This window comes from Allofrancisella inopinata, assembly GCF_012222965.1.
In the GTDB taxonomy this organism is placed as follows: Bacteria; Pseudomonadota; Gammaproteobacteria; order Francisellales; family Francisellaceae; genus Francisella; species Francisella inopinata.
On sequence record NZ_CP038241.1, the window covers coordinates 625,285 to 638,336 of the forward strand.

The following is a 13,052-nucleotide window of genomic DNA, read 5'->3' on the forward strand; positions in this document are numbered from 1 at the left end:
TTTTATTTTATGATATAAATGTAGCTAAAGGTATAAAAATATATGTTTTTGGAGCATATATATGTAATTCTAAGGAATAATTAAGATGAATATACTATCTACAAATGTTTATGTTGGACCTAACATTTACGCCAATTTTCCTGTTATAAGACATGAAATTGAGTTGGGGATTCTAGAAAATTGGCCTTCTGCTAAAATAGGTAAAGAGTTTATTGATAGTCTAGTCAACAGTTTGCCTGGGCTTGCCGAGCACGGCTGTTCTTATCGTACAGAGGGAGGGCTTATCCGTAGACTTAGCGAAGATGAGGGCACTTGGATGGGCCATATATGGGAACATGTTATTTTAGAACTCCAGAGTGTAGCTGGAAGTGACGTGACTTTTGGCCGTACAAGATCTACTGGTGAAAAAGGTCATTATAGTATGATATATGAGTATAAGCAAAAGGACGTTGGTTTACGTGCTATGGAGTTAGCAAAGGATCTTTTGCTTTCTTTATTGCCAGAAAACCTTAAACAAGAAGTTGGGTTTAAGAAAGAAGAATTTGATTTTGAAGAGGAAAAAGTTAAATTTATAAAATTCGCTCAAAGTAAAGAGTTTGGTCCAAGTACAGGATCACTTGTTGAAGCTGCTAAGAAAAGAGATATACCATATATTCGTTTAAACGAGCATTCTCTAGTTCAGTTTGGTTATGGTAAACACCAACAAAGAATTCAAGCGACTATTACAAGCCAAACTACACATATTGCTGTGGAAATGTCGTGTAATAAAGAGCAAACAAACAAGGTTTTAGCAAGCTTAGGTTTACCAGTACCAAAGCAAAGAATGGTACGTACAGAAGAAGGAGCGATTAGTGCAGCAAAGCATTTAGGATTTCCTTTAGTTGTTAAACCTTTAGATGGAAATCATGGCAGAGGAATTTCGATTAATTTAACTACATTTGAGCAGATTAAGGAAGCTTTTGTAGAGGCGAATAGAATCTCAAGGTACGTGTTAATAGAGCAGTATGCTACAGGATTTGACCATAGGATGCTTGTCGTTAATGGAAAACTAGTTGCTGTAGCAAAAAGAGTGCCTGGTCATGTCGTTGGTGATGGTAAACACACAATAGAAGAGCTTGTTGATATAGTTAACCAAGACCCACGTAGAGGTGTAGGTCATGAGAAAGTTTTAACTCGTTTAGAATTAGATTATCAAGCAAATACTTTGATGAAAGCAGCAGGATATACTAAAGATACTGTTTTAAACGATGGGGAAATATTTTACTTACGTTCTACAGCTAATCTTTCTACAGGAGGTACTGCTATTGATGTTACAGATATAGTACATCCTGATAATAGAGATATGGCTGAAAGAGCTATTAAGGCTATTGGTTTAGATGTAGGAGGAGTTGACTTTTTGATAGATGATATAACCCAATCTTACCATGAAATAGGTGGTGCAATTTGTGAAGTAAACGCAGCTCCAGGCTTTAGAATGCACGTAGCACCTAGTGAAGGAAAACCTAGAGATGTTGCTGGTGCTGTGATTGATATGCTATTTCCAAAAGAGCTTGGCAATGCACGTATTCCTATAGCGGCTATTACTGGTACTAATGGTAAAACTACAACTTCTCGCATGGTTGCACATATGTGGAAAAATGCAGGTAAGGTTGTTGGTCTTACTACGACTGATGGGGTGTATATAAATGGTAAGCTTACGGTTGCTGGAGATACTACAGGTCCAGTATCTGCCCAAATGGTGCTAAAGGATCCTTCTGTCGAAATGGCTATTCTAGAAACTGCAAGAGGAGGAATCCTAAGAAGTGGTTTGGGATATGATTATTGTAATATTGGGGCATGCTTAAACATTGCTTCCGATCATTTAGGCCTTAAGGGCGTAAATACTCTAGAAGACCTTGCTAAAGTGAAAAGTGTAGTTGTTGAAGCAGCAAAAGATGTCGCAGTATTAAATGCTGATGATCCACATGTTTTAAAAATGTCTGCAAAAGTAACAGCAAAAAACATTTTTTATGTAACAATGAATCCTGAGCATGCTTTAGTTAAACAACATATTAGAGCTGGTGGTAAAGCATGTATTATTGAAAAAGGGGTTAATGGCGATATGATTACGATTTTTGATAATCATATTCATATACCTGTATTATGGACGCACCTAATTCCAGCTACTATCGAAGGTAAAGCTATTCATAATATACAGAACTCGATGTTTGCAGTAGCTATAGCTTATAGCATGGGTATGAGCTTAGATGATATTAGAGATGGTTTAAGAACTTTCGTAACAACATTTTATCAAAATCCTGGGCGTATGAATTGGTTTGAAGAACATCCTTTTAAAGTTTTAATGGATTATGCTCATAATCCAGCGGCTATAAAGCTGGTTAGCCATATGGTTGCAAATATGGATTTTGCTGGTAAAAAAATATGTGTTTTAGCATCGCCAGGTGATAGAAGAGATGAAGATATTTATGAAATAGCTAAAGTTGCTGCACCTTTCTATGATTATTTTATCTGTAAGCGTGATGACAATCTACGAGGTAGAAACCCAGTTGAAGTGCCAAATATGTTAAAACAAGCACTAATAGAAGCTGGTGTTTCAGTTAATAATATCGAGACAATAGAAAGTGAACAAGAAGCTGTAGATAGAGCCCTTTGTATTGCTAAAGAAGGGGATTTGGTGGCAATATTTGCAGATAAATTAAAAAGAACATGGAAGCAAATTATATACTTCAATAAAAAAGATGAATTTGCAGAAGAAATTAAATCTAAAAAGCAAGAGTCTTTTTCTGCTTCTATGATAGCTCAAGATCCTAGTTTATCTAAGGAGTTATCAGATGTAATAAAAGCAGGTATCATAACAGATGAAAGTGGCGTGCGAGTTATTTATCATAATGAAGATAGTGATTAAAATTGTTTTTTGTTTAGGGAGAGTATACTACAATGATTCCAGAAGGCTATTCACGTAGATTGGTTGGGCCTAACTTGTTTTTTAAAGAAACAGGAACAGTTTTAGATGTGCCATTAACTGAAGATAAAGAAAAATTAACAAAGCTTTTTTATGAAGAGGCAAATAGAATCTTGCCAGCTTTAGGGTGGGAAGAAATTAAAATAGTGCATAAATTTTTTAACAATGGTATTAGGCTAGCTATAACAGCACCTGTTGATATTACAATGCCAGCATGTGACGTTATAGACTTTATTTGGCTATCTGTGAGAGAATATGTCGAAAAGGGAAGCTTTAAGACTTTAGAAGCTGCCAAAGAGATTCTTTTACCACTAATAAACGAGGATAAAAACTTAACTTATCGTAAATTATACGAACTAGCTAAGTCTAAAGGATTTAATGCTTTTAGAGATAAAAATAAAGCATTTGTAGGTTCTGGTACTGGTTGTTACGAGTTCGATTTAGAGTATGATGATATCTCTTTGGTTCCTTGGCAAAATGTTTATGACATCCCAGCAGTTATAGTTACAGGTACTAACGGTAAGACTACTACAGTACGTCTTACAGATTATATTTGTAGGTTTGCTGGTAAGGTTACAGGTTATACATCTACAGATTGGGTTAAAGTTAACGATGAGCTAATAGATGAAGGTGATTATTCTGGTCCTACAGGACACCAGTTTGTACTTACTAACAAAAAAGTTGAAGTTGCTTTGCTAGAATCAGCTAGAGGAGGTTTGTTAAAAAGAGGTTTGATAGAAACATTTGTCGATGCTGCAGCTGTTACTAATGTTTCTACTGATCATCTTGGTGAAGATGGTATAGAAACAGTAGCTGAATTAGCTGAAGCAAAATCAATAGTGTTTAGAGCGATGGGAGAAAACTCTCATGCAGTTATTAACCTTGATAACTCCTATATGAAAGAAAGGTTTGATTTGTTAAAGTGCAATAAAATAGTTGTTACTCAAAATTTAGAAGCTCATGATATGGACTATTACTTGTCAAACTCAGATTACGCTTGTATTGTAGAAGATGGCAAATTTAAATGGTTAGATAAAAAATCAAAAACTGAGCTTTTAAATGTCGTAGATGCACCTTTAACAGTAAAAGGTTTTGCAAAACATAACATTGAAAATGCCATGATAGCGATAGCATTAGCATTTAAACTGAAGATCGATTTAAAAACTATTGCGGCAGCATTAAAAAACTATAAGAATGATCAAAAAGTTAATAGAGGTAGAGCAAATATTTTTGAGTGGGATAATAAAGTGGCGGTACTTGATTATGCTCATAATGAAGCTGGTATGGAAGCATTACTTTCTATGATGCAAGCGTACGATAAAGGTGGTAGAAAATTTCTTATGATGGGAACCACTGGTGATAGAAAAAATTTAATACCCTCTATAAATAATGTGATATTAAAATATGATATAGATTTTATAGTAATCAAAGAAACTGATAAGTACTTAAGAGGAGCAAAACCTTTTGAATTACCATTGGCAATACGTGAAGATCTACAAAAAAAAGGTTTTAATGTTGCAAATATTTATATGTCACATGGTGAGCTTGAGGGAGTTAAATATATTTTAGATAAGCTTGATGATAATGATATCGGAATATTTTGTTGCCAAGCTGAGCTTGAAAGTGTAGCTAATTATTTAGAAAATTATAGTTCTAACAAGCATTAATTTAAGCTTTTTATTTCTGACAAATCAAACATACTGCATGGGTAGCAATACCTTCTTTCCTACCTATAAATCCAAGTTTCTCAGTAGTAGTTGCTTTTATATTTAGTTGATAAATCCCAATACTAAGTATCTGGGCTAAACATATTTTCATTTTTTCAATATAAGGAAGCATCTTAGGTGTTTGAGCAATTATTGTACAATCTATATTACCAATTTGATAATTTTTGGCATCAAGCATTTTTTTAATTTCTGATAAAAAGAATTTACTATCAGTATTTTTGTACTTATTATCAGTATCTGGGAAGTGTTTACCAATATCATCGAGACCCAATGCACCTAATATAGCATCACAAAGAGCATGAATTAAAACATCGCCATCCGAATGAGCTTCAAGACCGAGATGATATGGGATTTCTACGCCACCGATTATTATATTTTGCTTTTGATCAGTAAACTTATGTACATCGTAGCCATGACCTATTCTAAACATTTTACTAATTATCCTTCTTGTGTAATAGGATAATTATTATTTACCCAGTCTTGAATACCACCATTAACCGACACGACAGTAGTATACCCCATCTTTTGTAGGTTAAAAGCAGCTAGTGCAGAACGATAACCACTTCCACAATATAAGTATATTTTTTGGGCTTTATTGGGAATTAGATTTTCAATCTTGACTTCAATCTGACCTTTACTAAGGTGTGTAGCGCCGGGAATATGAAGTTGGGAAAATTCTGAATCTTCTCTAACGTCAATGACAATTCCGTCAAGCGATTTGTCTTTATACATATTGTATAAGGCAGCAGCAGATATTTCTTTTATATTTGATTTTGCATTATTTATAAGTTTAATATATTCAGTAGGCTTAAAGTTTTCCGAAGTTATAATAGGATAGTTTTTAGTATTCCAAGCTCTCCAACCACCATCAACAGATATTACATTTTTATAACCCATACTTTGCAAAAGTTCTGTAACTAGTGCGGATCTAAAGCCACCACCACAATAAAAATACATTTTTAGGTTTTTATTTGGTATTAGTTGCTCGATTCTACATTCTATTAAACCTTTGCTGATATGTATAGAATTTGGAATGTATCCATTAGCGAATTCAGATTCTTCTCTAGTATCAATTAGCAAACCATCAAGGGAGTCTGATATGTACATTTGGTAGATATCATCTACTGTACATTCTTTAATTTTTGATTTTGCTTCATTTACTAGCTTTATAAAACCTTCTGAGTGTTGCATATTTATTCCTTAGTTTAGTATTATTTGTTGTGTATCTCATTATTGCCATGTGGTAGAAAGCTTTTTAGGTACTTATATACCTATCCCCCACAGTTTTTGATCTTAATTTATACTGGTATTATAACAGAACTAGATAATTTATATTGTACATCTTAAGGGGCAAAAAAATAATAATTATAAAATAAGTCGACTGAGTTTGCTAAAGCCTATTATTTCAGTAGTTTTAGTAAAATAAGATTCTTTTATCTTTTTCTTCTTTCAAAATAGTTAATATCTCGGAGAGAGTACTGCTTCTTGTGACTTCAGTTATAACTGCTTTCATGCGTCCTATATGGTGCTACCTTTTAGATGTAGCGTTATATATCAGAATAAACGTTAATCAATAAAATCTAGCGTTTATTTTATCAATTAGATGCCGAGCGTGACTATAGATTTCATCTTTATGTAAATATAATTCATTAATGGTAGTAAAAGCAAATGTGAATAAATGATTATATGTTATCACGTTAACGGGTGTAGATAAAAAATTTCTTTCTAAAAAATTTTTTATTTCTTGAGATAAATTTTTATATTCTGGAAGGCTAAGTAATATCAAAGCTTTTCGAGCTGTTTTTGTTTCTTTTGGATTCCGAAGATTTTTAATTTTATTTAAATTTGTAGTTTCACCTCTTGGAATTAATGCTATTTTGATCACAACCTGTAGTATTTGGATAATATCAAAAATTTCATCATAGTGATCGATTGATAAAATGGTAAGTATTTGTTCTAAAGTCCGTCCTTTTCTGTTAGAATGCCCCAAACCTTTATACCATTTTGAGGAGGCATTATTTATTGTACGAACAAATGTCTCTAGTTCATTTAAAAGTATCTGCATTTTGGCATTTTTTTGTCGTAGCAGCAACTTTAAATCATTTTTTATTTGTTGTCGTGCTATCTCTTGTTGTTGCCTATATTCCTCAAGTATAGGTCTTCCAGATTTCAGTCCTCTAAGAATGTGCTTCCCCGTTTCCGTAATACTACCAGAAACTAAAAATATTTTTAAGTCACCAGAAGAATCATATAATTTTTGGGCTTGGTTTTTTAAATCTGATTGGTAGCGTTCTATTTTTCTTTCATGAATATTATATAAATTCACTATGTCTTCTACAGTAGGTAGTTTATAATTGTTCAAACTGCTACCACAGCGTCTACCATCTTGTCCCGTAAAGGAAATTTGTTTTCCAAAGTCAGTATCCAAATTCACTTGATTTACAGAATTAGTTTGTTGGTCACCAACATGACCAAAGACATTCAGAACATTATCAGTAAACATTACTTTTAAATCTTTTGTCCATACAAAGTCGATAAGATTATTTTCTTTAATCCAACGGTAATTAAATTTACCCTCTTTAATAACTTTTGCAAGACTGGCATTGAGCATAGAAATAGTAGAAGATAAATTAGTGTATTCTTCTGTAACAAGTTTAATTTTCCTAATTTCATCCCAATTGCACGGAGCGTGAGAATAAACTATTTCAGTTTCGTTTACTTTTTCATATTCCATAACTTTTAAATTCTTAAGATAATACTCATTATACATGTGGATAAGTACTTTTTTTGAGTTTGTGTCTAAGTTACCACCATCATAAGACACGCTGGGGCTAGCTTCTTTAACATTCCTGCCACATCTCAATAAGTCATGGGTCTTGGTCATTTTGATAATAAACCCTGTATCATGGTTTGAGAGGCAAATAGTATATTTAACACCAGCTTTTGACATTTTTCTGAAAACTAGCATAGTCATACAATCAGAATTACCTCTATCACATAAAGTATCACCAATCAAGATTAGCTTAGCTTTTTTGGTACGCCTTTCGTCAAACTTAATTTTATCCAGACATTTTCTAAAACTACGCTGTTCTTTATTAATGTACGCATTCTTTAACTCCATGTATATACTACTTAGTCCCTCTAGTTGCAGATCTATAATGCCGATTTCAATTAGGAATCTAACTAACTTCAATGCATTTCCATGTAAATCTCCAATGGCGAATGAAACTCGAGCATCATGAGGATGTATTTGATAGTGAACATTTAAATTATCTTTTATTTTAGCTATGTCAAGAAAAAGTATAGATTGGTTTTTTATGTCTATGAGTTTATGTGATAACATTCTAATACCTTATTTATTGTTTTATTTAGTCTAGGAAATAAAAAGGATGTAAAATAAATTTAATAAAGCCCAATGAGCTTGCCAAAAAGAATTTTAACTTCACTAAGGTACTCAAATTAGTAGGCTCAGCTAACCTAAAAATTTCTCTTCAAATATATTATTAATAATTAATATTATTTATAATACACCAATATTAGTAATTAAAAAATAAAATTTAACATAAATTTTTAATTTAAATATTATTATTACGTTTAGCTCATTTGGGGGTGGTATTTTTACCCATTAGAAATTTAAAGATAAGTAGAGTAAAGAAATATAAATTTTTTGATATTTAGATTGTATTTTAAAATTACCAAGCAGCTATGGCAGCATCATTAGGATAAAGCTTTTGAACTAATTGTAGTATTTGATCATTATTTAGAGATTTGACGTACTCTTTTAAATTTAGATTGTCTTTTTGACTGTCTTGAACAGCAATTATATTTGCAAAAGGTGAGTCTTTGGGCTCCACAAAAAGAGCATCTTTTAAGGTTAATCCTGCTTTAGGAATATAGTCATTATTTACAACACCTATATCAACATCACTTAAATTATTAGGAATTTGGTCAGCTTGTAAAGGTATTATTTTTAGTTTTTTAGGATTATTAGTTATATTACTAGGCGTAGCCTGCCAAGTAATACCATCTTCGAGCGTTATCAAACCAGCATCTTGAAGAATCATAAGTGCTCTACCTTGATTGGTAGGGTCATTTGGGATAGCAACTGTAGCAGCATTAGGTAATTGATCAAAGTTTTTATATTTCTTAGAAAATACCCCCATAGGGTACAAAAATGTCTTACCAATATAAGTAATTTTGTAACCAAATTTTTTGATTTGATTTTCCAAGAAAGGGATATGTTGAAATACATTTGCTTGAATCTCGCCATCATTTAGTGCTCTGTTTGGAATGTTATAGTCTCCAAATGTGACTAATTTAACATCAAGATTATATTTCTCTTTAGCAATTTTTTTGCTTAGCTCCATAATTTTATCTTGAGGGGGACTAGTGATATAACCAACCGTGATTTCATTTGACTGATTAGAAGCTACAAAATTTGAGTATAGTTGTAATCCACTGGCTACTACTAAAATAATAGTTAATAACCATAAAGCTGTTAGTTTCCTAGCAGAAACTAAATAGTTACCAAAAGATTGAGTTAGCTGCACTAGAATAACTAGCATCACTACACCACCAAGTAGCAAAGTATAATCCCCATAGTTATAGCCTTTGAAGTAAGTCAAATCACCTAAACCGCCACCACCAACTATACCAGCCATAGCTGAAAAACCAATTAGTGATATGCATGTTAAAGTAGCTGCATCTATAAGAAGTGCTTTTGACTCAGGAAGTAAGACTTTGAAAATTATTTGTATTCTAGTAGCCCCCATAGCCTTTGCTGCTTCTATAAGACCATGGTCAACTTCACGTAGAGCTGACTCTGTTAGACGAGCATAAAATGGTAAGGCAGCAATTGCTAGTGGAACTATAGAAGCAGTAGTACCGATAGTTGTGCCTACTATAAGCCTAGTTAGAGGATAAAGTAAAATTAGTAAAATAATATACGGAATACTTCTAGTAACATTTATTACTATGCTAAAAACTTTATTAAAACTTTTTACCAGAATGTTTTTATTTTCTTGGGTGGTATATAGTAATATACCTAAGATTATCCCACCTATTACTGCTACAAGTGTAGCAATAAATACCATAAAGATAGTTTCCCATGTTGATTGAGCTATTAAGCTAAGTTCTTGGAAATTAAATATTGTCTGCTGGTGCATAACCTAATACCTTTAAATTAACATCTTGATTTGTTAGGAAGCGCAAAGCATTTTCCCAGTCTTGTCTTTCGCCAGTAATATGGCAAATTGCTATACCAACAATTTGGTCTTGGATAGTTTCGATATTAGCTTGGATGATGCTTGCGCTAGCATTAAACTGACGTGATATTTCAGCAATTATAGGCATTTTGCCTTTTTCCCCATAAAAAGTTAGCTGAACGATAGGATAAGTATTTTCATAACTATAAGGGTTGTCATAAAGTCTCTTTGCAATAAATTCTGGTATTTTTGTATGAATACTAGTTTCAACGAATGATTTTGTTACTTCAGTTTGAGGGTTTAAAAATATATCTAAAGTTTTACCTATTTCAGCAATTTGACCTTTATCAATAATTGCAACTCTATCACAAACTTTCCTTACCACATCCATCTCATGAGTTATAAGTACTATTGTTAGACCTAGTTCTTTATTTAGTCTTTTAAGTAGAGCTAAAATTTGTTTAGTAGATGTTGGATCTAATGCAGATGTAGCTTCATCTGAAAGCAAAACTAATGGATTAAGAGCTAATGCTCTAGCGATAGCCACTTTTTGCTTTTGACCACCACTTAACTCTTTGGGATATGCTAAAGCTTTGTTAGGTAACTCAACTAAGTCTAGTAACTCATAAACTCTTTTTTTTATCTCAGATTTTGGTATACCTTGTATTTCTAATGGTAAAGCTATGTTTTCAAACACATTTCTTGAAGAAAGTAGATTAAAGTGTTGAAAAATCATAGCAACTTTCTTGCGAAATTCACGTAGCTGTTTAGGAGTCTTTTTTGTAATATTTTCCTTAGCAATAAATATCGAACCATCAGAAGGCTGTTCTAAAAGGTTTAAACATCTAAGTAAAGAACTTTTACCAGCACCGCTATGTCCTATTATACCAAAGATTTCGCCTTCTTGGATTTCAAGGTTTATATTGTCAAGGACCAAATTGTTGATGTTATTGGTTATATATTCTTTTTTAAGATTTTTTATCTCTATCATTTTTTAACCTTTGTCTTGTCACCTATTTTGCTTTCTTGCCCATTTATCAGTCTTTGGATATTTCCTTTATGCTTTATAATTATGATTATCGCTATTATTAAGAAAGGAGCTGCGACCTTTAGATTTGCTAGAAATGTTACAGAAACACTAGCTATCATGGTTGCTACTAAAGCAGATAGAGAAGAGTAGCGTGTGATTATAGCTATACATAACCAAGACACTATAAATATAATACCTAATACCCAGTAAAAACCAAACAACGCACCTATTAATGTAGCAACACCTTTACCTCCTTTAAAGCCAAAAAATATTGGGAAAACGTGTCCTAATATCGCATATAAAGCAGTACAAGCAATAATAAATTCATTATTAGTTAGCATTTTCGCAACTAGTATGGGTACTAAACCTTTGAGTATATCAAAAATAAGTGTTATAGTTGCTGGTAGCTTACCGCCTACACGTAAAACATTTGTTGTGCCTGGATTTCCTGAACCAACACTTCTTGGTGAGGGTAACCTAAATATATAACATACAATAATAGCACTATTAATAGATCCTAATAAATAAGCAAATATTAGCAAACCAAAATTTAATAAATTCATATACCACCGTTAAAAGTTTTAAAATCTTCAATATATTATAAAAGATAATATTATCTAGGCAATAGCTAAAACAACTATTTTTATTGCTTTGTTGATATTATTTTTATAGGATTAGTAGCTAAAAAATTATATTTATAAAAGTATATATCTATCTTAAGGATTAAGTTTTATGACAGTAATGAAATTCGAGATCTCTAAAAAACAAGGTAAAGCAAGAAGAGGAACAATAACCTTCCCTCGTGGAGAAATCCAAACACCTGTTTTTATGCCTGTAGGTACTTATGGTGCAGTGAAATCATTATCACCAGTAGAGCTTAAGGAAATGGGTGCTGATATTATCTTGGGTAATACTTTTCATCTTTGGCTACGTCCAGGTACTGATATCGTCAAAAAACATGGGGACTTACATGATTTTATAGGATGGGATAAGCCTATTTTGACAGATTCTGGTGGGTTTCAGGTCTTTAGTTTAGGTAAATTACGTAAACTTACAGAAGATGGCGTAACATTTAGTTCGCCTGTTAACGGCTCAAAAGTTTTTTTATCTCCTGAAATATCAATGCAAGTTCAAAAGGATTTGGGCTCTGATATTGTTATGTGTTTTGATGAATGTACCCCATACCCAGCTACTGAAAAAGAAGCTAAAGATTCTATGGAACTCTCTATGAGGTGGGCAAAAAGATCTAAAGACGCTCATGGAGATAATCTATCCGCATTATTCGGTATTATTCAGGGTGGTATGTATGAGCATTTGCGAGATGAGTCTCTAGAAAAACTTACAGAAATTGGTTTTGATGGATATGCTATAGGTGGTTTATCTGTTGGTGAACCTAAAGAGGACATGATAAGAATATTGGATTATATTGCCCATAAGATGCCAGATAGTAAGCCTAGATATCTAATGGGAGTTGGAACCCCAAAAGATTTGGTCGAAGCAGTATATAGAGGTGTAGATATGTTTGATTGTGTAATGCCTTCACGTAATGCAAGAAACGGACATATCTTTACATCTGAGGGGGTTATTAGGATTAGAAACTCTAAATATAAAGAAGACACATCTGCATTGGATCCAGATTGTGATTGCTATACATGTAAGAATTTTAGCAAGAGCTATTTGCATCATCTTGATAAAACTAAGGAGATTTTAGGCTCAAGATTAAATACTATTCACAATTTAACTTTTTACCAAAAATTAATGAAAAACATCCGTACAGCAATAGAAGAAGACAGATTCGAAGAGTTTAGAAAAGAGTTTTTAGTAAATTATAAATAATTAGTCACGAATTATGTGTTTGAAGGTTTAGTTTTATAAATATTTGCCTTCTTTAGGATCTCTATAAAGAGGTTGCTTTAGTATTTTGTAAATGTTATATTGTAAAATAAAGGTTAGCCATATATTATATTATTGTTAAAAATGAAATTAAATAAAGATAAATTTATTTTGGCGATGCTTTTGAAGTAAGATAGCTTTGGTTTGATACGGGTAGCTCTAAGTTAACAATTCACAATTTACTAATATGTTATTAGGAAAATTTATCTACATTGTAAGGTAGACGATGGGAGGCT

Annotated in this window: 9 protein-coding genes; 3 read left to right on the forward strand and 6 right to left on the reverse strand. The window is 32.5% G+C overall.

Annotated features, from left to right (window positions below; all coding sequences use genetic code 11):
* Positions 1-85 precede the first annotated feature (85 nt).
* Positions 86-2,905: a cyanophycin synthetase gene (cphA, locus tag E4K63_RS02885; RefSeq protein WP_133941157.1), complete on the forward strand. Its 2,820-nt coding sequence runs from the start codon at positions 86-88 to the stop codon at positions 2,903-2,905.
* A gap of 32 nt (positions 2,906-2,937) precedes the next feature.
* A complete protein-coding gene (locus E4K63_RS02890) occupies positions 2,938-4,629 on the forward strand; it encodes a Mur ligase family protein (protein ID WP_133941159.1) in 1,692 nt (563 codons plus the stop codon).
* 10 nt (positions 4,630-4,639) lie between these two features.
* On the opposite strand, the gene ispF is transcribed toward E4K63_RS02890, so the two are convergent.
* From ispF to plsY, 6 genes are all read right to left on the reverse strand, one after another.
* Positions 4,640-5,119, reverse strand: coding sequence for a 2-C-methyl-D-erythritol 2,4-cyclodiphosphate synthase (gene ispF / locus E4K63_RS02895; protein ID WP_133941161.1), 480 nt, complete (start codon positions 5,117-5,119; stop codon positions 4,640-4,642).
* 8 nt (positions 5,120-5,127) lie between these two features.
* Complete coding sequence (locus E4K63_RS02900) at positions 5,128-5,880, reverse strand: rhodanese-like domain-containing protein (RefSeq protein ID WP_133941163.1); 753 nt, start codon at positions 5,878-5,880, stop codon at positions 5,128-5,130.
* A 379-nt stretch (positions 5,881-6,259) separates the two neighbouring features.
* The gene (locus tag E4K63_RS02905; protein ID WP_133941165.1) at positions 6,260-8,032 is read right to left on the reverse strand and encodes a metallophosphoesterase; all 1,773 of its coding nucleotides are present in this window, start codon (positions 8,030-8,032) and stop codon (positions 6,260-6,262) included.
* A gap of 349 nt (positions 8,033-8,381) precedes the next feature.
* On the reverse strand, positions 8,382-9,854 hold the full coding sequence (locus E4K63_RS02910) for a MetQ/NlpA family ABC transporter substrate-binding protein (RefSeq protein WP_133941167.1): 1,473 nt from the start codon (positions 9,852-9,854) through the stop codon (positions 8,382-8,384).
* Entirely contained in the window at positions 9,832-10,884 is a 1,053-nt protein-coding gene (locus E4K63_RS02915; protein WP_133941169.1) for a methionine ABC transporter ATP-binding protein, read from the reverse strand. The genes E4K63_RS02910 and E4K63_RS02915 overlap by 23 nt, the downstream gene beginning before the upstream one ends.
* On the reverse strand, positions 10,881-11,486 hold the full coding sequence (gene plsY, locus E4K63_RS02920) for a glycerol-3-phosphate 1-O-acyltransferase PlsY (RefSeq protein WP_133941171.1): 606 nt from the start codon (positions 11,484-11,486) through the stop codon (positions 10,881-10,883). The genes E4K63_RS02915 and plsY overlap by 4 nt, the downstream gene beginning before the upstream one ends.
* Positions 11,487-11,655: 169 nt before the next feature.
* Between plsY and tgt the strand changes: the two genes are divergently transcribed.
* Positions 11,656-12,759 (forward strand): tRNA guanosine(34) transglycosylase Tgt, encoded by a 1,104-nt coding sequence (tgt, locus tag E4K63_RS02925; protein WP_133941173.1) that lies wholly within the window; start codon positions 11,656-11,658, stop codon positions 12,757-12,759.
* Positions 12,760-13,052: the final 293 nt, after the last annotated feature.